Below are 19,280 nucleotides of genomic sequence, written 5' to 3'. Positions count from 1 at the left end.
TGTCTTTTCCCTCTTTTATGATATAATAGAAACATGAAATTAAAAACTACTTTGGGCCTCCTTGCTGGGCGTTCTTCTCACTTCGTCTTGAGCCGTCTTGGTCGAGGAAGTACGCTCCCAGGAAAACTTGCCCTTCAATTTGATAAAGATATTTTACAAAACCTAGCTAAGAACTACGAGATTGTCGTGGTGACTGGTACCAATGGAAAAACCTTGACAACTGCCCTAACTGTCGGCATTTTAAAAGAGGTTTATGGTCAGGTTCTGACCAACCCAAGCGGTGCCAACATGATTACAGGGATTGCAACAACCTTCTTAACAGCCAAATCTTCTAAAACTGGGAAAAACATTGCCGTCCTCGAAATCGACGAAGCCAGTCTATCTCGTATCTGTGACTATATCCAACCTAGCCTTTTTGTCATCACTAATATCTTCCGTGACCAGATGGACCGCTATGGTGAGATTTACACAACTTATAAGATGATTTTGGATGCCATTCGTAAGGTGCCTACAGCTACTGTTCTCCTCAATGGTGACAGTCCGCTTTTCTACAAGCCAGCTATTCCAAATCCTGTAGAGTATTTTGGTTTTGACTTGGAGAAAGGACCTGCCAAACTGGCTCACTACAATACCGAGGGGATTCTCTGTCCTGACTGTCAAAGCATCCTCAAGTATGAGCACAATACTTATGCCAACTTGGGTGCCTATATCTGTGAAGGTTGTGGATGTAAACGTCCTGATCTAGACTATCGTTTGACAGACTTGGTTGAGTTGACCAACAATCGTTCTCGCTTTGTTATCGACGGCCAAGAGTACGGTATTCAAATCGGTGGGCTCTACAATATCTACAATGCCCTAGCCGCAGTTGCTATCGCCCGTTTCCTCGGCGCAGATTCGCAACTCATCAAGCAGGGATTTGACAAGAGTCGTGCTGTCTTTGGACGCCAAGAAACCTTCCATATCGGTGACAAAGAATGCACCCTCGTCTTGATTAAAAATCCTGTTGGCGCGACCCAAGCTATCGAAATGATTAAACTAGCTCCTTATCCATTTAGCCTATCTGTTCTTCTTAATGCCAACTATGCAGACGGAATTGATACTAGCTGGATTTGGGATGCTGACTTTGAACAAATCACTGACATGGACATTCCTGAAATCAATGCTGGTGGCGTTCGTCATTCTGAAATTGCACGCCGTCTTCGTGTGACTGGTTACCCAGCTGAGAAAATCACTGAAACAAATAGTCTGGAGCAAGTTCTCAAGACCATTGAGAATCAAGATTGCAAGCATGCCTATATCCTGGCTACCTATACTGCTATGCTTGAATTCCGCGAACTGCTGGCTAGTCGTCAGATTGTTAGAAAGGAGATGAACTAATGGTTTATACTTCACTTTCCTCAAAAGCTGGCAATTACCCCTATCAGCTCAACATCGCCCACCTCTATGGAAACCTCATGAATACTTATGGTGACAATGGAAACATCCTCATGCTCAAGTATGTGGCTGAAAAGCTGGGGGCCCATGTGGCGGTTGACATCGTTTCTCTCCATGATGACTTTGATGAAAACCATTATGATATCGCCTTTTTCGGCGGTGGTCAAGACTTTGAACAGAGTATCATTGCAGACGACCTACCTGCTAAAAAAGAGAGCATTGACAACTACATCCAAAACGACGGTGTGGTTCTTGCTATCTGCGGTGGTTTCCAACTATTGGGGCAATATTATGTTGAAGCTTCAGGAAAACGTATCGAAGGTCTGGGGGTCATGGGACATTATACCCTTAATCAAACTAATAATCGCTTTATCGGTGATATCAAGATTCACAATGAAGATTTCGATGAAACCTATTATGGTTTTGAAAATCACCAGGGTCGTACCTTCCTTTCTGATGACCAAAAACCGCTGGGACAGGTTGTCTATGGAAATGGAAATAACGAAGAAAAGGTCGGCGAAGGGGTTCATTATAAGAATGTCTTTGGTTCTTACTTCCACGGACCTATTCTCTCTCGTAATGCTAATCTGGCCTATCGCCTGGTCACTACTGCCCTCAAGAAGAAATATGGTCAGGATATCCAACTCCCTGCCTATGAGGACATTCTCAGCCAAGAAATCGCTGAAGAATATAGCGACGTCAAAAGCAAGGCTGACTTTTCTTAAATCAAGGAAAACCATATCAAAGAACTCTGCTATCTTACCGGAGTTCTTTTTGTCTTTTCTTTTACCCTTCTCCCTTGCATTTTCTCTCTTTTTTTGCCAAAATAGAGGGGTAGAAAGAAGGTAGCATATGTCTAAATTACAACAAATCGTAACATATCTTGAATCAGAAAAACTAGACGTCGCTGTCGTATCTGACCCCGTCACAATCAATTACCTCACTGGCTTTTACAGTGATCCCCATGAGCGCCAAATGTTCCTTTTTGTCCTAGCAGATCAGGAACCCCTCCTCTTTGTCCCAGCCCTTGAGGTGGAACGTGCAAGCAGCACTGTTTCCTTCCCAGTTGTGGGCTATGTGGATTCTGAAAATCCATGGCAAAAAATGAAACATGCTCTTCCACAACTTGACTTCAAACGTGTCGCTGTTGAGTTTGACAATCTCATCTTGACCAAATATCATGGCTTGAAAATAGTCTTTGAAACTGCTGAGTTTGAAAACCTCACTCCCCGTATCCAACGCATGCGCCTCATCAAATCAGCTGACGAAGTGCAAAAAATGATGGTTGCAGGTCTCTATGCGGACAAGGCTGTAAAAGTTGGCTTTGACAATATTTCTCTTGATAAGACAGAGACAGATATCATCGCCCAAATCGACTTTGCCATGAAACGTGAAGGCTATGAAATGAGTTTTGATACCATGGTCTTGACTGGTAATAACGCTGCAAATCCACACGGTATTCCAGCAGCTAATAAGGTTGAAAATGATGCTCTTCTCCTCTTTGACCTCGGTGTTCTGGTCAACGGCTATGCGTCAGATATGACTCGTACGGTCGCTGTCGGCAAACCAGACCAATTCAAGAAAGACATTTATAACTTGACTCTTGAAGCCCAACAAGCTGCTCTTGACTTTATCAAGCCAGGGGTGACTGCCCATGAAGTGGATCGCGCTGCTCGTGAGGTCATCGAAAAAGCTGGTTACGGCGAGTACTTCAACCACCGTCTCGGTCACGGTATCGGTATGGATGTCCACGAATTCCCATCTATCATGGAAGGAAACGACATGGTCATCGAAGAAGGCATGTGCTTCTCTGTTGAACCAGGTATCTATATCCCTGGTAAAGTCGGTGTCCGTATCGAAGACTGTGGTGTTGTTACCAAAGATGGCTTTGACCTCTTTACAAGCACCAGCAAAGACTTGCTTTATTTTGATTAAAATTCTTCAAAAATCTTCCCACAATAAAACGCATAGTATCAAGGTTTCAACACCTGATACTATGCGTTTTTTCTGATTTTTAGGACTTTCTCCACATCCTCATTACTTAATCTTCTTGATACTTTGACTAAGAATAAATCCTACAATCATCCCTACCATATTTTGCATGAAATTCGGTAGAATTTCTGGTAGGGCTGCAGCCCAGCCATTCATCAATGTAGAACCCAAGGCGTAGCCCCCTACCATGGCAATAGTTGCTAAGATAAGGCCTAACCACTGAGTTTTTCCTTTAAATCCTGCGAAAAATCCCTGCAAGCCATGGTTGACCAAGCTAAAGAACATCCATTGAGGATAGCCTGATAAGAGGTCAATCAAGAAACCTGCTAGTCCTCCTACTACAGCCCCTTCACGACTACCAAAGTAGAAGGCCGTAAAGAAGACACCCGCATCTAAAAGAGTTAGAATGCCTGTCGGTGTTGGAATTTTTAAGAAATAGCCTAGAACCACAGAAAGGGCGGTTAATAGGGATACAAGGGCGATTTTAGTTGTTTTGGTTTGCTTCATATTGTCTTACTCCATACTGATCTGCTTGTGCAATAGCACGATAAACGAAAGCCTTAGAGCTTTCTACTGCTGGTAAAAGTTCATCACCTTTAACCAAGTGACTGGCAATGCTAGAGGCAAAGGTACAACCTGCGCCAGCATTTTGCCCTTGAATGACAGGATTTTCTAGGACTGTAAAGTTTTGTCCGTCATAAAAGACATCTACAGCCTTGTCCTGACTAAGGCGATTGCCTCCCTTGATAATGACTGCTGGCGCTCCTAAGTCATGCAATTTCTGCGCTGCAGCTTTCATGTCTTCCAAGGTTTTGATCTCTTGACCAGCCAATAATTCTGCTTCTGGGAGGTTAGGCGTAATCACACTGACATAAGGGAAAAAGCGAATCAATTCTTGGCAGAGTTCACTAACTGCTACATCGTGCGTTTCCTTGCAGACCAAGACAGGATCCAATACCACAGGCACTCTTGGATGTTGCTTGATAAAGTCCAATGCCTTCTCAGCCACACTAACAGTAGGGAGAAGACCAATCTTAATTCCCCCAAACTCCACATCACGCAAGCTATCTAATTCATGTTGAAAAATGGCATCCTCAGTTGGAAAGACTTCAAAACCCTTCTCTGTCAAGGCTGTCAAACAAGTCACTGCTACAAAGCCATGCAAGCCGTTCAAGGTGTAGGTAGCCAAATCAGCGGACAAACCACCACCACTAAAAATATCATTTCCTGAAAGTGCTAAAATACGATTATTCTTCATAACGAATCTCCTTTAAATACAAGCCATTTGGTGCTGCCGTTGGACCTGCTAGTTGCCTGTCCTTTTTCTCCAAGATGAGGTCAATCTGCTCCACTGGCATACGATTATTTCCTATTTTGAGCAACGTCCCCACCATATTGCGAATCTGTTTATACAAGAAACCATTTCCTGAAAAGGTGAATGTCAAAAATTGTCCTGTCTCATCAACCCTGAGACTAGCTTCTGTAATGGTACGAACCTTGTCCTCTACACTGGTTCCGGAGGCTGTAAAACCGGTAAAATCATGGGTTCCCTCTAGCTTTTTGATTGCAATCTGCATGCGTTCCACATCGAGTGGATAGGGAAAGTGAGTAGCATAGTGACGACGCATGGGATTTTTAGGACGGCCCCTATCCACAATAAACTCATAGGTCTTGCTGTGCTTAGCATAACGACAATGAAAATCATCCGCCACAAGCTCAATAGAAATCACATCAATATCTTCAGGAGACTGGGTATCCAGAGCAAATCGAAGTTTCTCCTCATCCATTTGATAAGGCAAGTCAAAATGAATCACCTGTCCCAAAGCATGAACCCCACTATCAGTCCTACCAGCACCGTGAACGGTAATGGCTTGCCCCTTATTCAATCTAGTCAAGGGTTTTTCAATTTCTTCCTGAACGCTACGCGCATGAGGCTGGCGCTGAAAACCAGCAAAGGCATAACCATCATAGGAAATAGTTGCTTTATATCTCGTCATGACTTCTATTTTATCAAGAAATTAGTCTCGTAACAAGCTAGAAAATTTATAATTGTCTGGGTACAATATTTCCGAAAAGAAAAACTTAGGAATCAATCCTAAGCTCTCTTTTGAAGTAGGTACATAACAAAGATAGAGGTTACAATCAACCAGGATCCTAAAATGGCGAAGACCAGCATCCCATTGTGAGTTAGTAATCCAATCGCACCTAGAACGAATGGGGTTGTGAAAGCTCCGAAACTACAGCCTAAAACTGCAAATGAGGTTGCTTGATTGAGGAGTTTAGCTGGAATTCTTTCAGAGACAAGTTGAAAGACCGTCGTCAAGGCTACACTGTAGGCAAAACCAGCCAGAATGCTTCCTGCCACCACCACCCACAAGGATGGAGATAAAGCAATCACAATTTGCCCTAAGCCGAAGGTAATACCAGACCAGAGGAGTAATTTTTCCTTAAAGATAGAAATCAAGAAAGAAAAACTCACCCCAGCCACAATCCCAATCAGCTGCATGATACTTAGGACAAAACTAGATAACTGGGCATCTCCGAGCCCTCTTTCCACCATCAAACTTGGAATACGGATGGTAATAGCTGTATTGGTACAAACTACAACTGCCGCTTCGATAGCTAGGATAAAAATCAAGCCTTTCATTTCTTGAGTTAAGCGACTTGCTTCCTTCGTTTTTTTCTTGACTTCTTTCTTTTCTTTTCCATAAGGTACAAAGAGCAGATAAAGGGTCAGAACTAAAAATCCAGCACTATAAGCTAAGAAAGTAGCTGTCCAACCAAAGGCCAACAATTGGCCGACTGCCAAGGTAATGAGAGAAGCCCCAACGACCTCTGCAGAACCGCGTAGCCCTAACATCTGAATTCGCGTTTTTCCTTGATAGCGTTCACTGATAATAGAAATGGCCTTGGCATTGATCATCCCAACACCTAAACCAAAAAGAATCCGTGTTCCAAAGACAAAAGGATAGGCTTGATACCAAAAGGGTGCTGTTCCACTTAGTGATAAAATCAGCAATCCCAAACTGATCTGTAAGCGCTCAGGAAATATTTTTTCTAAGAAACCATTTAGTAATAACATAATCATGATTCCAAAGGAGGGCAAGCTCGCCAAGAGCTCAATTTGTTCCTTAGGATAACCTTGATAATAGTCAAACATAGCTGGCAGGGCACTCGAGATGGAAAAGGATGTAATCAAAACGAGGGAGAGAGCCAAAATACTGGCCCGTTCTAAAAATTGTTTCATGAAATCTCTTTCTATATTTCTCTTAATCTTCTACTTTTTTGATAGTTATCAAACAAGCAAGAAAAGAAGAAGCCTCTTTAGTGTATAGACTCCTTCTTAAACCCGAAAATGAATCCCTTGTATCTTAGGATGACTTTCTCTTGATTTTCTTGATAAAGTAGAAGATAAATCCTGCCACCATATAGGCAACAAAGATAATCAGACACCACTTGAACACGACATCCCAACCCTTGTTTACATTCAAAAAGAAGTAAGGGAAGGGACTGACCTTAGAATTAGGAACATCAAGTTTCAGTACCAAGCCATTAAAAAGAGCAAAAATCATATAAAGCAAGGGTAAAATCGTCCACACAATTGGATCCCAAATCTTGTATTGACCCTGTTTGTCAAAAAAGAGGGTATCTGCTAAAAACCAGAGGGGAACGATATAGTGGCAAAGAAAATTTTCTAGGGTATAGAAATTAGTCGCAATAGGCGCTAATAGGAAATGGTAAATCACACAGGTAATCATGATACTCATAGTGACCCCACCTTTTAAGCGCAAGAGACTTGGCCTTTGCCAGTTTTCACCTAAACGGCTCATAACCTTTAGGAGATAGAGCGTAAAAATCGCGACTAAGAGGTTGGACAGAACCGTATAATAGAGCAGCATCCCAAATCCACCATGCTTGGCGATTTCAAGATAAACTCCCGTAAAAGCCGCTAGAAACAAGAAGATACGGCTATAAAATACAAGTTTATAGTGTTTTGACATGCTTAAATTTTCTTCACAAACTCTGATTTGAGTTTCATGGCACCGAAGCCATCAATTTTACAGTCGATATTGTGGTCGCCTTCTACGATGCGGATATTTTTCACGCGCGTCCCTTGTTTCAAATCTTTTGGCGCACCTTTTACTTTCAAATCCTTGATGAGAGTGACTGTATCACCGTCAGCCAATTTATTTCCGTTGGCATCGATAGCAACAAGGCCCTCTTCTACATCTGCAACTTCAGCAGGATTCCACTCATAAGCACACTCTGGGCAAACCAGTAGGGCACCGTCTTCGTAGACATACTCTGAGTTACATTTTGGGCAATTTGGTAGGTTGTTCATGGTTTCTCCTTATCATCATTCACTATTCTTTGAAAATCAAAATTTCTCGAACAGCAACTATTATACCCTAAAATCAGCATTTTGACAAATTTAGAAAAAACCGATATCAATCTATCGGCTTTTCAACATCTACATTCTTTTTTCAGCTTCTGCTTTGATTTTTTCAACTACTTCTTGAATGTTCAAGCCAGTTGTATCAAGGTAGACAGCGTCCTCTGCTTGTTTGAGAGGCGAAGTCTCACGATGACTATCCTTGTAGTCACGCGCAGCAATTTCCTCTTTTAGGGTTTCAAGGTCTGTTTCAATTCCCTTGGCAATATTTTCCTTGTAACGGCGCTCTGCTCTTTCATCTACCGAAGCTACTAGGAAAATTTTCAATTCTGCTTGTGGCAATACAACCGTTCCAATATCGCGACCGTCCATGACAATCCCACCTTGCTGGGCAATCTCTTGTTGGAGAGAAACTAGTTTCTCACGTACTTCAGGAATTGCTGCAATAGCTGAAACATGATTGGTCACTTCATTTTCACGGATAGGATGGGTAATATCCACATCTCCTACAAAGACAAGTTGTTCTCCAGTTTCTGAGCGCCCAAAACTGATTGGATGCTGGTCCAATAAGTCTAAGAGTTCTTCAACTTGTTCAACTCCTAATTGGTTCCTGAGAGCCATGTAGGTCGCTGCACGATACATAGCACCTGTATCTAGATAGGTGTAACCAAAATCCTTTGCAATAATCTTTGCGACTGTACTCTTACCACTTGAAGCAGGACCGTCAATAGCAATTTGAATTGTTTTCATATCAACTCCTATTTGATTTTGACAACATCACCTGGATTAGCAAACCAAGACCCTGTAGCCATATGCCCAGGATTCAAGGCCTCTAGCTGAGCAATCGAGATTCCTGCACGAGCGGCAATGGCTGCTTCTCCTTCTCCAGCTAAGACTTTTGTAGTTCCTTCTGGATCAGTTGGATGTTCTGAGCTACTAGATGACTCTTCTGCCTTCTCCTCTGAACTAGAAGATGCCTGCTCTGAACTACTAGAAGTAGAAGAAACTTGCTCTACTTTTGTATCTGAATCGTGAAAATCTTTCAAGGCTGCCGTGCGATTACTCCCACCCGATGAAAGATAGATCAGAACAATAATCATCACGACTACAATCACAAAGAAAATACTTGCTAAAATAGTCAAGATACGATTAGCCAGCACTCCTCCACCTTGTTCTCTCTTACGACGTTCTGATCTTGTTTCTTCTTGATTCTCATAAATATCTTCTTGCCACGGTTCTTTTGCCATACCTTACTCCTTGTTTTTTTTTACTTTTCTTATTACAATATAAATATGAAAATCACACTTATACCTGAACGTTGCATTGCCTGTGGGCTTTGCCAAACTTATTCTGATTTATTTGATTACCACGATAATGGAATCGTGCGTTTTTACGATGACCCTGACCAACTAGAAAAAGAAATCTCTCCTAGTCAGGACGTCGTAGAAGCTGTTAGAAACTGTCCGACACGTGCCTTGATTAAAGATTAACTCTAATATCGACAGGAACGTTCCACTCCTTCTAGTTTAGCATATTTCCATGCAAAATTATAGTCTTTTCTCTTTATTTTTTTCTGTAAAATCAGGAAGGTCACTTTTTTCTTTGACGAGATAAAGTGGTCTTTTTTTAGTCTCTAGATAAATCTTACTGATATACTTACCGAGAATCCCAATGGTCAAGAGTTGAATCCCACCAAGGAAGAGAATAACAGCCATCAGAGAGGTCCAACCTGATGTCGGATTGCCCAAAATGAGGGTTCGAACCACAACAAAAAAGGTCATTAGTAGAGAAATAAAACAAGATAGGAGACCTGCCACAAAGGCGATAATCAAGGGAAAATCTGAAAAGTTAACAATCCCTTCAATGGAGTAGAAAAAGAGTTGCCTAAAACTCCAACTGGTCTTGCCAGCCTGTCTTTCGACATTTGGATAGTCCAGATAGTGGGTTTTAAAGCCGACCCAGGCAAAGAGTCCCTTAGAAAAACGATTAGACTCGGTCAAAGCTAAAATAGCATCGACTACAGACCTTCTCATCATGCGAAAATCACGGACACCTGACGGCAGGGCTACTGGACTAATTTTTTGCATAAGGCGGTAAAAGAGATTAGCGCAGAGACTACGTAAAACTGGTTCTCCCTCCCGACTAGTTCTCCGTGTTCCTACACAGTCTAAATCTGCATTTTGGTCTAGTAAGGTTTTCATCTCAAGCAACATACTAGGAGGATCCTGGAGATCTGCATCCATCACCACCACTAGGTCTCCTGTCGCATATTGCAAGCCTGCATAGAGAGCTGCTTCTTTGCCAAAATTTCGCGAGAAAGAAATATAATGAACTGCCGGATTTTGCTCCCGATAGGTCTTTAAGAGTTCCAAAGTCCCATCACTTGATCCATCGTCGACAAAGACATACTCGATTTCTGTTTCCAAATCTGGAAGTAAAGCTTCCAAAGCCTGATAAAAAAGAGGAAGTACTTCCTCTTCGTTTAAACAGGGGACAATGATTGACATCACCATCTTAGTCTTCAAATCCATTTGGATGCTTACTTTGCCAACGCCATGCGTCTTCACACATTTGGGTGATGCCTAACTCTGCTTCCCAGCCCAGTTCTGCTTTGGCTTTTGCAGGATCTGAATAGCAGGCTGCGATATCCCCTGGGCGACGGTCTACAATGCGGTAAGGAATTGGACGTCCCACTGCTTTTTCCATATTTTGGATAATTTCAAGAACTGAGTAGCCTTTACCTGTTCCAAGGTTATAAACGTTTAGGCCTGAACCTTTTTGGATTTTTTGTAGAGCTGCGACGTGACCTTTAGCCAAATCGACAACGTGAATATAGTCACGAACACCAGTTCCGTCTTCCGTATCGTAATCGTCTCCAAACACTTGCACTTGCTCTAATTTTCCAACGGCTACTTGAGTCACATATGGCAAGAGATTGTTTGGAATACCGTTTGGATTTTCTCCCAAATCTCCGCTCTCATGAGCTCCGATTGGGTTAAAGTAACGAAGCAAGACCACATTCCATTCTGAGTCTGCCTTGTAGATATCCGTCAAAATTTCCTCTAGCATAAGCTTGGTTCGGCCATATGGATTGGTCACTGAAAGAGGGAAATCTTCCAAGATGGGCACTGTATGAGGATCTCCGTAAACTGTCGCAGAAGAACTGAAAATGATGTTTTTACAGTTGTTTTCTTCCATGACCTTCAAAAGACTAACAGTTCCAGCGATATTGTTGTCATAGTAGGCAAGAGGAATACGTGTTGATTCGCCGACAGCCTTCAAGCCAGCAAAGTGAATGACACCAGTTGGTTCTTCTTGTTTGAAAATGTCACGAAGAGTATCTGTATCACGGATATCTGCCTCATAGAAAGGCACTTCAACTCCTGTAATTCTCTCAACAACTTCTAAACTTTTTCTGTTACTATTAACAAGGTTATCCACCACAACAACTTGATGACCTGCTTGGATTAACTCAATAACAGTGTGGGTTCCGATAAAACCTGCTCCACCCGTTACCAAAATCTTTTCTTGCATCTTCTTTCCTCGATTCTCGGATTATTTTTTCTTATTTTACCATTTTTGATAGGGAATGTCATTTGCCATCCTAGAGGGGAGGCTAAAATTTCAGTAAAATTCTTATACTTTTCGAAAATCTCTTCAAACCACGTCAACGTCGCCTTGCCATATATATGTTACTGACTTCGTCAGTTCTATCCACAACCTCAAAGCAGTGCTTTGAGCTAACTTCGTCAGTTCTATCCACAACCTCAAAGCAGTGCTTTGAGCAGCCTGCGGCTAGTTTCCTAGTTTGTTCTTTGATTTTCATTGAGTATTATTCGCTTTTTACTCGTTTGACATAGTTTTCAATTGGGTAGTTTAGAGGGTCCAAGGTCAACTCCTTGTCTTGAATCAGTTGAGCTAGATGGTAACCAATGATAGGTCCAGTTGTGAGGCCTGATGAACCTAGTCCACTAGCAGCATAGATACCTGCTAATTCTGGCACCTGCCCAAAGAAAGGTGAGAAATCACTGGTATAGGCACGAATGCCCACACGTTCACTTGATGATTTCGCTTCTGCCAAGGCTGGATAGTGGGGCAAGGCTGCCTCCTCCATTTGCTGGAGCAAGGTTTCATCTACCGTCAAATCAAATCCCATGTCATTTTCATGGGTAGCGCCTAGGGATAATTTCCCACCTGCAAAAGGAATCAAATCCCACTCCCCTTCTGGCATAACAACAGGGTAAGCTTCCATGTCTTGGCCAAGCTGATAATCTCGTAGTTGTCCTTTTTGAGGACGGACATCCACAGCATAACCTAAAGGCTCTAACAGGTGTCCCAACCAAGCTCCAGTCGCCAAAATAACCTGATCAAACACCTCTTCTCCAATTTGGTAGCCTGATGCTAAAGGTGTCAGAGTTACTTTTTCTTTGACCAGCTTGACCTGACTGGCTTCCAGCAAACGAGTCACTAAAAGTTTGCCATCTACTCTCGCTCCACCAGAAGCATAGAGCAGACGGTCAAATCCCTGCAAACCAGGGAATAATTCGTTAGCTGATGCTTGGTCCAGAATGGCTAACCGGCCTATCAAAGGAGATTCTTCTCTACGCTGGAGGGCTAGTTGATAGAGTTCTTCCAACTTAGTTTTATCCTTTTTCAGGAGAAAGACTCCCGAACGCTGGTAAAAGTCAATTTCTTTCCCTGACTTCACTAAATCAGCCAACAAATCCACATAAAAGTCAGCCCCCAAGCGCGCCATTTTGTACCAGGCTTTATTGCGACGTTTGGAAAACCAAGGACTGATAATTCCCGCTGCGGCCTTGGTAGCCTGACCTTGTCCATGGTCAAAGACGGTTACTTCTAGGTCACTTTCTTTAGAGAGGTAGTAGGCAGCTGTTGCTCCCACAATTCCTGCTCCAATAATGGCAACTTTTTTCATTGTTTTCACTTTCTAACTAGATATGGTGGAAAGGATTGGTCGATGCTTGACTTGGTACAATATCAATTGTCCAGCCATTTTCAGCCTTCCATTGAGTAAGGAGTGCAGAAATTTTTTCCACAAAAAGCACTTCAATATAGTGACCTGGGTCCAATGCCAGTAACCCATCAGACAACATATCCTGGGCAGTGTGGTAGTAAATATCACCAGTGATATAGACATCTGCCCCCTTTGCCAAAGCATCCTTATAGAATGACTGCCCACTTCCACCACAGATGGCCACTCTTGAAATAGGCTTCTGCAAATCGCTCTCTTGATAATGCACCATTCGAAGACTATCTAGACCAAAGACTTGCTTGACATTCTGGGCCAATTTCCCAAATGTCTGAGGCTGAACATTCCCAATACGTCCAATTCCACGTTCAGGACCTGTCTCCTGCAGATAGGTCGTTTCCTCGATACCTAGCATCTGACAGAACCAATCATTGAGACCATTTTCAACGATATCAATATTGGTATGGCTGACATAAACTGCAATGTTATGCTTGATGAGGTCGATGTAAATCTGATTTTGCGGACGGCTAGATACCAAGTCCTTGATAGGACGGAAAATCGGCGCGTGCTTGGCAATAATCAAGTCCACACCCTTTTCAATGGCTTCAGCCACCGTTTCTTCACGAATATCCAGAGCCACCATGACCCTTTGGATATCCTTGTCCAAAGTACCAATTTGCAGACCACGACTGTCTCCCTCCATTGAAAATTCCTGAGGGCAAAAGGCTTCATATGCGTTAATTACTTCACTTGCTAGCATGGAGAACCTCCTTGATGGCTTGAATTTTATCTACTAAAACTTGACGTTCCTCCAGATTTTTTTCTGGGATTTGTCCGAGGGCGAACTCTAGCTTAACAGCTTCTTTTTGCCATTTTTGGACAAAGACTGGACTGACTTCTTTGGACAAGAAAGGTCCAAAGCGAACATCACTGGCTGATAGCTTCATTTGACCTGCTTCCACCACCAAAATCTCGTAAAACTTGCCAGCTTCTTCTAGGATGTTTTCTGCTACAATCTGAAAACCATTGTCTTGCAACCAGATACGCAAGTCATCTTCACGATTATTGGGTTGGAGGATCAATCGTTCTACATTAGCTAACTTGTCCAAGCCTCCTTCTAAAATCCTAGCAATCAAACGACCACCCATCCCAGCAATGGTAATGACAGACACTTGGTCTGCCTCTTCAAAAGCTGCCAAGCCATTGGCTAAACGAACCTGGATTTTCTCCTTTAAGCCGTGGGCCTCAACATTTTTGACAGCAGACTGATAAGGTCCCTCCACAACTTCACCTGCAATGGCGCTTTCGATTTTTCCTCTTTCGACTAACTCGATAGGCAGATAAGCATGGTCACTCCCCACATCTAGTAAAATTGCTCCCTGTGGCACAAAGGAAGCCACTAATTCTAATCTCTTTGAAATCATTTTCTCTCACTTTCCAAAACTCTATTACCTCTTATTATACCACATTTCAGCTGGCAATCTTGTACCTAAAAAGACCGCAATCCACAGATTGCAGCCTTTCTTTATTTTCTGGCTTGATAGCGACTAGTCAGGATGAAAATCACGGTAAAGACCAACATCATGACACCATAAACAGGTAATGTTTGTCCTGTTAAGGTTGAAATTTCAAGCAGTTTTTGAATTCTTGGGAAGAGAGCTGTGGCTAGGAATCCTCCTACTGACCAAACAATCAAGAGGACACGCCATAGGGTAAATGGCATGCAGGCTCTAAATACAGATAAGAAACCAATTGACCCCAAGAGATAATAGAGTAGAGTTGAAATTTCTAACTCAGACCAACCTTGGCTACTTCCAAATATTTTCACAAAAAGAACACTGAACACAACCATGAGAGCACTTGGTAGAGCACGAAGCATGGATCTTCTGAGGAAGTTTGGCTCAACAGGTTTGATATTTCGCTCAAAAGTCAGAACGAATGGTGGGAACCCTTCCACGAACTGGTCAATCATGGTAATCTGGATCGGAATGAAGGGGAAAATCAAGATCCACTCAGACCGACCTAGTAAAGCACTGGCGATACAGATAACTGCGAGCAAGAATGAGTAGATGGTCTTTATCAAGAAAATCGGTGCAATGTGGGCAATATTATTAACCACACGACGACCTTCAAAAAGAATCTCAGGAACATCATTAAAGTCAGAGTTCAAGAGAACCAGATTGGCAATCTGACGAGTCGCTGGATCTCCCTCAGCCATCACGATAGAACAATCCGCCTCACGAAGGGCCAGGATATCATTAACTCCATCCCCTGTCATAGCTGTTGTATGCCCCGCTTTTTTCAGTGTTTGGATGATGAGTTTCTTTTGATGAGGGGAAACACGTCCGAAAATAGCTGTCTCCTCAGCCATAGCAATCAATTCCTCATCCGTAATTTTTGAGCAATCTACATAACTGTCATAGTCTGCAAAACCAGCCTTCTGGGCAATGCTGGATACCGTAACTGGATTGTCCCCAGAAATGATTTTGAGTCCCACTTCTTGAGAACGAAGATAGTCCAGCGTCTCAGCTGCTCCTTCTCGTATCGGGTCCAAGATTTCTAGCAAGGCTAGAGCCTGAATATCAGATGGTTTCTGTGGTTTGTGATGGTCTAATTTCTCCTGACTGAGAGCTAAGACCAAGACACGTGACCCTCTCTCCAAGGCCTCCCTGGCTTCTGGGGCTTCAGAGTCCAGCAACATCTCAGGCGCACCTAAGAAAACTGTCCCCAAACCTTCCAATTCCATAGCTCCCCACTTGCGGTCGCTGGAGAAGGGAAGATTAGAGAGCATAGGATAGGCTACTTGGCCTTGGAAGCGCTGGCGAATAGCTTGGGCTGTTGGATTCTTATCCTCACTGTGGGCCATGTAGCTGGCCAAAATGCTGGCAATAGTCTCTTCACCATAAGTTGCCGTCAGTGGAAGAACAGCCTCCACCTGCATCTTTCCTTGGGTGATGGTGCCCGTCTTGTCCAAACAGAGCATATCCACGCGTGCCAAGGTCTCAACAGAGTACATCTCCTGCACCAAGACCTTTTTCAAGCCCAACTTAATCACCGCAGTCAAAAGCGAAGTAATGGTCAAAAGGGCAATTCCCTTAGGTAACATCCCCAGAAGGGCTGTCGACGAATTTACAACGGACGACTTAAGAGGCAAGCCTTTTAAAAGCAAGGCTTCTAGTAAGAGAGCCAGACCAAAAGGAATGATAATCTTCCCAGTAAAACCAGCTAGCCTGTCCAACGATTTCATGATACGAGAGTTGATTGGTTTAACGGTCTTGGCTTCCAGCATGAGTTTGGCAGCATAGTTATCAGATCCAACATGGTGAACTTGAGCTAAAACTGCCCCACTGGCTAAGAAACTTCCTGACAAAAGCAAGGCATCCACTTCCTTTTGCACCAAATCACTTTCCCCCGTTAACATGGCTTCATTGACTTCCGCAAAGCCTTCCAAAACCAAGGCATCACTGGGAATCTGCTCTCCAGCAGACAGACGAATGACATCTCCTAACACCAATTCTTCAGGATTCAGAGCCACTTCTTGGCCATCACGAATAGTCTTGACCTTTTCCTTGGTCATGAGATTGAGCTTGTCCACCATGTGTTTAGCCCGCAGCTCGGTCACAATCCCAGAAAAAGCGTTAAAGCAGATAACAGCAAAGAAGACCATATTGCTCCAAGCCTGCACAAAGGCTAGTGCCAAAGCAATGGCAAAGTTCAAAGCGTTAAAAAGAGTAAAGACATTTCGTTTAACGATTTGCCAAGTGCTGGTACTGGCCGAAGCAGTAAAATCATTGACCAAGCCCTTAGCCTGTCTTTCCTTGACTTCTCTTTGGGTTAATCCCATAATCTTATTTTTATCCATAAATTCTATCATATCATTTTTTCTAAAAGAATTCTAATCTCATCCCAAATATGGACCTGGTCAAGGGAAAAGTTTGCCAGCCCTCCTTTGATAAGGTATAATAATAACAAGAAAATAATCGAAGGAGATCGCATGTTTTATACTTATTTACGTGGATTGGTTGTCTTGCTCCTATGGTCCATCAATGGCAATGCCCACTATCATAATACTGATAAAATTCCTAATCAAGATGAAAATTATATTTTGGTTGCACCTCACCGCACCTGGTGGGATCCAGTTTATATGGCCTTTGCGACCAAACCAAAACAATTTATCTTTATGGCCAAAAAAGAGCTCTTTACCAACCGTATCTTTGGCTGGTGGATTCGTATGTGTGGTGCCTTTCCTATCGACCGTGAAAATCCTAGCGCCTCAGCCATCAAATATCCTATCAATGTTCTCAAAAAAAGTGACCGCTCTCTCATCATGTTTCCAAGTGGAAGCCGACACTCAAACGATGTCAAGGGTGGCGTAGCTCTGATTGCCAAAATGGCCAAGGTCCGTATTATGCCGGTTACCTACACAGGTCCTATGACCTTGAAGGGCCTGGTTAGTCGTGAACGTGTCGATATGAACTTTGGAAATCCAATTGATATCTCAGATATCAAAAAAATGAATGACGAAGGCATTGAAACAGTCGCCAATCGTATCCAAACAGAATTTCAACGTCTGGACCAAGAAACGAAACAATGGCACAATAATAAAAAACCAAACCCACTCTGGTGGCTTATCCGCATCCCTGCCCTCATCCTTGCCATTATCCTCGCTATCCTAACCATCATCTTTAGCTTTATCGCAAGCTTTATCTGGAATCCAGATAAGAAAAGAGAAAAACTTAGTTAAATACAACAATCCCTTGGCAAAAGCCAAGGGATAAATCTTTTATTCGATTTTCCATTTTTGAGCCAACCAGCTAGAAAAAGCTAGAAATCGTTCAGCTACTTGTTCATGGTGCCCATAAGGATCAAAGACAAATTGACCGTTCGGATAGCGTTTCTGAAGACTGGTATGGATCTGCTCAGCATAGACTGGTGCTTGAGCCAAGCGATTGCTATGATTGATTCCTTCTGTTTGACCGTTCTGTAAATACAGCAAACAGTCCAAATTTTTCACATTTTCTTCCTTGCAGTAAGTCACAAAATCAGGATACCAAAAGGAACCGCAGATCGAAAAGACACAGGAAACCTTGTCAAAGCTGAAAAGACTGTAGACTGCCGCCAAACCACCTAGTGAGTAGCCTCCATAAGCAAGGCGAGTTTCGTCCAGGCGATAAAGCGACTGCAACTTGTCTAAAAGACCTTCGAACAAATGATCATGATAGACCTTGGCCTGACCTCCAAAATCTGGAGCCCCATCTCTCAGAGCAGATGCCTTCCAGGGAGTGTAATCGTCTAAGCGATTTTTAGAGGTCAAGCCCACTAAAATCACAGATTCGGAAAGGGACGATAGGAAGTCCAAGTTTCCATCATTCAATAAAATTGCCGGATAGGTTTGATTGGGGTCGTAGTTAGAAGGAAGGCTGATTTTGACTTGAATTCCTTCCCAATCAAACTCATTATTTATTGATAAAGTCATTGATTTTCTCAAGGGAATCAACCACTGCTGGACCATAGTCCATCAATTCATCGTAAGAGATGTTCATGATTTTTTGATTCTTAATTGCAGGAACGCTTTCCAAAACAGCATTTGCCTTCATCAACTCTACTGCTTTTTCATCCAATTTTTTATTGCGGTCGCTGGTTACATAGATAATCAATTCAGGATCCATTGACACGAGATTTTCCAAGGTCAAGCCTGATGTTCCCGTTGCAACGTTTGTATAACCAAGTTGGTTCAGCAAACTTTCTTGCAAAGCAGACTTGTAGGCACCGAAGGTTTCATCATTATAAGCAACCATAATCAAAGCCTTTTTCTTTTCACCTTGACTTGCTGGGTTTCCTTTCTTAACAGCCTCGATTTTAGCTTGTAATTGGGCTGCGTATTCATTAGCCTTGTCCTGAACATTAAAAATTATCCCAAGATTTTTGACATCTTCTACAATATTCCCCAAATCTTGCTGAATCGTTGAGAGAGAGGCTTTTTGTGTATAAACTGGGATTTTATTTTCATTCCAAGTGCTAACTGTCCCCAAGGATTTTTCAGAAAACATCATGTTTCGACCCATCACAGCGTCTGGCTCATAAGAAAGGACTGTCTCTTGTGAGACTGTTTTTTTATCCCCAATTTGAGGAATCGTTGCAATAGCATCCTTGTATTTGTCCGTCACAGCATTATCTGGGTTAAGCATACCAACAATTTTATCCTTCAACCCCAACTCCAATAAGATTTCAGTGGTTGAAAGATTGTTGGTGATAACTTTTTCAGGTGCCTTGTCAAAGACTTGTTCGACTTCATTTCCTTTAGCATCATAGGTTTTGACCGTTAGCGGATAAGTTGTCTCTGCGCTGGCCTTTTGACTTGTTTCTGCGCTTGATTGTGTGGTAGCTTTTTCTGTAGTAGTGTTGCCACAAGCTGCCATGGTTAGGGTAGCTACTGTTACGAGTAAAATACTTAGTGTTTTTTTCATCTTA

21 protein-coding genes are annotated in these 19,280 nt (G+C 42.7%); 5 read left to right on the top strand and 16 right to left on the bottom strand.

Going from position 1 to position 19,280, the window contains the following annotated elements:
- The first annotated feature begins 33 nt into the window (after window positions 1-33).
- The 3 genes from murT to N8M16_RS05000 all read left to right on the top strand — a co-directional run bounded on the left by murT (window position 34) and on the right by N8M16_RS05000 (window position 3,369).
- On the top strand, window positions 34-1,377 hold the full coding sequence (gene murT, locus N8M16_RS05010) for a lipid II isoglutaminyl synthase subunit MurT (protein WP_261069732.1): 1,344 nt from the start codon (window positions 34-36) through the stop codon (window positions 1,375-1,377).
- Entirely contained in the window at window positions 1,377-2,159 is a 783-nt protein-coding gene (gatD, locus tag N8M16_RS05005) for a lipid II isoglutaminyl synthase subunit GatD (RefSeq protein ID WP_261066244.1), read from the top strand. The genes murT and gatD overlap by 1 nt, the downstream gene beginning before the upstream one ends.
- Before the next feature lie 127 nt (window positions 2,160-2,286).
- Window positions 2,287-3,369, top strand: coding sequence for a M24 family metallopeptidase (locus N8M16_RS05000; RefSeq protein WP_261034854.1), 1,083 nt, complete (start codon window positions 2,287-2,289; stop codon window positions 3,367-3,369).
- A 102-nt stretch (window positions 3,370-3,471) separates the two neighbouring features.
- Here N8M16_RS05000 and N8M16_RS04995 read toward each other — a convergent pair whose 3' ends face one another.
- The 8 genes from N8M16_RS04995 to N8M16_RS04960 form a co-directional block, all read right to left on the bottom strand.
- Entirely contained in the window at window positions 3,472-3,933 is a 462-nt protein-coding gene (locus N8M16_RS04995) for an ECF transporter S component (protein ID WP_000814989.1), read from the bottom strand.
- Window positions 3,911-4,684 carry a bifunctional hydroxymethylpyrimidine kinase/phosphomethylpyrimidine kinase gene (locus N8M16_RS04990; protein WP_238095361.1) on the bottom strand — a complete coding sequence of 258 codons (774 nt, stop codon included), beginning with the start codon at window positions 4,682-4,684 and terminating at the stop codon, window positions 3,911-3,913. Before N8M16_RS04990 ends, N8M16_RS04995 begins: the two co-directional genes overlap by 23 nt.
- Window positions 4,674-5,423, bottom strand: coding sequence for a tRNA pseudouridine(38-40) synthase TruA (truA, locus tag N8M16_RS04985; protein WP_261014768.1), 750 nt, complete (start codon window positions 5,421-5,423; stop codon window positions 4,674-4,676). Before truA ends, N8M16_RS04990 begins: the two co-directional genes overlap by 11 nt.
- Window positions 5,424-5,521: 98 nt before the next feature.
- A complete protein-coding gene (locus tag N8M16_RS04980) occupies window positions 5,522-6,673 on the bottom strand; it encodes an MFS transporter (RefSeq protein WP_261069731.1) in 1,152 nt (383 codons plus the stop codon).
- A 124-nt stretch (window positions 6,674-6,797) separates the two neighbouring features.
- Window positions 6,798-7,427, bottom strand: coding sequence for a Pr6Pr family membrane protein (locus N8M16_RS04975; protein ID WP_153210425.1), 630 nt, complete (start codon window positions 7,425-7,427; stop codon window positions 6,798-6,800).
- A 2-nt stretch (window positions 7,428-7,429) separates the two neighbouring features.
- On the bottom strand, window positions 7,430-7,768 hold the full coding sequence (locus N8M16_RS04970) for a zinc ribbon domain-containing protein YjdM (RefSeq protein ID WP_001061596.1): 339 nt from the start codon (window positions 7,766-7,768) through the stop codon (window positions 7,430-7,432).
- A gap of 129 nt (window positions 7,769-7,897) precedes the next feature.
- Window positions 7,898-8,569, bottom strand: a complete 672-nt coding sequence (gene cmk / locus N8M16_RS04965) for a (d)CMP kinase (protein ID WP_247947354.1) — start codon at window positions 8,567-8,569, stop codon at window positions 7,898-7,900.
- 8 nt (window positions 8,570-8,577) lie between these two features.
- Window positions 8,578-9,066 carry an SAG1386/EF1546 family surface-associated protein gene (locus N8M16_RS04960; protein WP_180948026.1) on the bottom strand — a complete coding sequence of 163 codons (489 nt, stop codon included), beginning with the start codon at window positions 9,064-9,066 and terminating at the stop codon, window positions 8,578-8,580.
- A gap of 45 nt (window positions 9,067-9,111) precedes the next feature.
- Between N8M16_RS04960 and N8M16_RS04955 the strand changes: the two genes are divergently transcribed.
- Complete coding sequence (locus N8M16_RS04955) at window positions 9,112-9,309, top strand: ferredoxin (RefSeq protein WP_161683526.1); 198 nt, start codon at window positions 9,112-9,114, stop codon at window positions 9,307-9,309.
- A 57-nt stretch (window positions 9,310-9,366) separates the two neighbouring features.
- Here N8M16_RS04955 and N8M16_RS04950 read toward each other — a convergent pair whose 3' ends face one another.
- From N8M16_RS04950 to N8M16_RS04925, 6 genes are all read right to left on the bottom strand, one after another.
- Window positions 9,367-10,332, bottom strand: a complete 966-nt coding sequence (locus N8M16_RS04950) for a glycosyltransferase family 2 protein (protein WP_314725819.1) — start codon at window positions 10,330-10,332, stop codon at window positions 9,367-9,369.
- Between the two features lies 1 nt (window position 10,333).
- Entirely contained in the window at window positions 10,334-11,353 is a 1,020-nt protein-coding gene (gene galE / locus N8M16_RS04945) for a UDP-glucose 4-epimerase GalE (protein WP_061590355.1), read from the bottom strand.
- Between the two features lie 298 nt (window positions 11,354-11,651).
- Window positions 11,652-12,755, bottom strand: coding sequence for an NAD(P)/FAD-dependent oxidoreductase (locus N8M16_RS04940; RefSeq protein WP_261069729.1), 1,104 nt, complete (start codon window positions 12,753-12,755; stop codon window positions 11,652-11,654).
- Between the two features lie 16 nt (window positions 12,756-12,771).
- Window positions 12,772-13,569 (bottom strand): Nif3-like dinuclear metal center hexameric protein, encoded by a 798-nt coding sequence (locus N8M16_RS04935; RefSeq protein WP_141230728.1) that lies wholly within the window; start codon window positions 13,567-13,569, stop codon window positions 12,772-12,774.
- A complete protein-coding gene (locus N8M16_RS04930; RefSeq protein WP_141230727.1) occupies window positions 13,556-14,233 on the bottom strand; it encodes a tRNA (adenine(22)-N(1))-methyltransferase in 678 nt (225 codons plus the stop codon). The genes N8M16_RS04935 and N8M16_RS04930 overlap by 14 nt, the downstream gene beginning before the upstream one ends.
- Window positions 14,234-14,334: 101 nt before the next feature.
- Window positions 14,335-16,671, bottom strand: a complete 2,337-nt coding sequence (locus N8M16_RS04925) for a cation-translocating P-type ATPase (protein ID WP_261069745.1) — start codon at window positions 16,669-16,671, stop codon at window positions 14,335-14,337.
- 132 nt (window positions 16,672-16,803) lie between these two features.
- On the opposite strand from N8M16_RS04925, the gene N8M16_RS04920 reads away from it, so the two are divergent.
- A complete protein-coding gene (locus N8M16_RS04920; protein WP_261069728.1) occupies window positions 16,804-17,553 on the top strand; it encodes a lysophospholipid acyltransferase family protein in 750 nt (249 codons plus the stop codon).
- A gap of 39 nt (window positions 17,554-17,592) precedes the next feature.
- Here the strand turns inward: N8M16_RS04920 and N8M16_RS04915 are convergent, their stop codons facing one another.
- Both N8M16_RS04915 and N8M16_RS04910 read right to left on the bottom strand, forming a co-directional pair.
- Window positions 17,593-18,285, bottom strand: coding sequence for an alpha/beta hydrolase (locus N8M16_RS04915; protein ID WP_049546486.1), 693 nt, complete (start codon window positions 18,283-18,285; stop codon window positions 17,593-17,595).
- Window positions 18,266-19,276 (bottom strand): ABC transporter substrate-binding protein, encoded by a 1,011-nt coding sequence (locus N8M16_RS04910; RefSeq protein WP_261069727.1) that lies wholly within the window; start codon window positions 19,274-19,276, stop codon window positions 18,266-18,268. The genes N8M16_RS04915 and N8M16_RS04910 overlap by 20 nt, the downstream gene beginning before the upstream one ends.
- Window positions 19,277-19,280 lie beyond the last annotated feature (4 nt).

The sequence above is a fragment of the Streptococcus mitis genome, assembly GCF_946188375.1.
GTDB classification, from domain to species: Bacteria; Bacillota; Bacilli; order Lactobacillales; family Streptococcaceae; genus Streptococcus; species Streptococcus mitis_CX.
Note: the sequence above shows the minus strand (reverse complement) of the source record. Positions and strands in the feature narration are given on the sequence as shown.

Coding starts and splice junctions, on each gene's coding strand:
- murT (WP_261069732.1), top strand. CDS start 34: ATGAAATTAAAAACTACTTTGGGCCTCCTTGCTGGGCGTTCTTCTCAC.
- N8M16_RS04920 (WP_261069728.1), top strand. CDS start 16,804: ATGTTTTATACTTATTTACGTGGATTGGTTGTCTTGCTCCTATGGTCC.
- N8M16_RS04940 (WP_261069729.1), bottom strand. CDS start 12,755: ATGAAAAAAGTTGCCATTATTGGAGCAGGAATTGTGGGAGCAACAGCT.
- galE (WP_061590355.1), bottom strand. CDS start 11,353: ATGCAAGAAAAGATTTTGGTAACGGGTGGAGCAGGTTTTATCGGAACC.
- N8M16_RS04995 (WP_000814989.1), bottom strand. CDS start 3,933: ATGAAGCAAACCAAAACAACTAAAATCGCCCTTGTATCCCTATTAACC.
- N8M16_RS04960 (WP_180948026.1), bottom strand. CDS start 9,066: ATGGCAAAAGAACCGTGGCAAGAAGATATTTATGAGAATCAAGAAGAA.
- gatD (WP_261066244.1), top strand. CDS start 1,377: ATGGTTTATACTTCACTTTCCTCAAAAGCTGGCAATTACCCCTATCAG.
- N8M16_RS04915 (WP_049546486.1), bottom strand. CDS start 18,285: ATGACTTTATCAATAAATAATGAGTTTGATTGGGAAGGAATTCAAGTC.
- cmk (WP_247947354.1), bottom strand. CDS start 8,569: ATGAAAACAATTCAAATTGCTATTGACGGTCCTGCTTCAAGTGGTAAG.
- N8M16_RS05000 (WP_261034854.1), top strand. CDS start 2,287: ATGTCTAAATTACAACAAATCGTAACATATCTTGAATCAGAAAAACTA.
- N8M16_RS04930 (WP_141230727.1), bottom strand. CDS start 14,233: ATGATTTCAAAGAGATTAGAATTAGTGGCTTCCTTTGTGCCACAGGGA.
- N8M16_RS04970 (WP_001061596.1), bottom strand. CDS start 7,768: ATGAACAACCTACCAAATTGCCCAAAATGTAACTCAGAGTATGTCTAC.
- N8M16_RS04980 (WP_261069731.1), bottom strand. CDS start 6,673: ATGAAACAATTTTTAGAACGGGCCAGTATTTTGGCTCTCTCCCTCGTT.
- N8M16_RS04955 (WP_161683526.1), top strand. CDS start 9,112: ATGAAAATCACACTTATACCTGAACGTTGCATTGCCTGTGGGCTTTGC.
- N8M16_RS04975 (WP_153210425.1), bottom strand. CDS start 7,427: ATGTCAAAACACTATAAACTTGTATTTTATAGCCGTATCTTCTTGTTT.
- N8M16_RS04990 (WP_238095361.1), bottom strand. CDS start 4,684: ATGAAGAATAATCGTATTTTAGCACTTTCAGGAAATGATATTTTTAGT.
- N8M16_RS04950 (WP_314725819.1), bottom strand. CDS start 10,332: ATGGTGATGTCAATCATTGTCCCCTGTTTAAACGAAGAGGAAGTACTT.
- truA (WP_261014768.1), bottom strand. CDS start 5,423: ATGACGAGATATAAAGCAACTATTTCCTATGATGGTTATGCCTTTGCT.
- N8M16_RS04925 (WP_261069745.1), bottom strand. CDS start 16,671: ATGGATAAAAATAAGATTATGGGATTAACCCAAAGAGAAGTCAAGGAA.
- N8M16_RS04935 (WP_141230728.1), bottom strand. CDS start 13,569: ATGCTAGCAAGTGAAGTAATTAACGCATATGAAGCCTTTTGCCCTCAG.
- N8M16_RS04910 (WP_261069727.1), bottom strand. CDS start 19,276: ATGAAAAAAACACTAAGTATTTTACTCGTAACAGTAGCTACCCTAACC.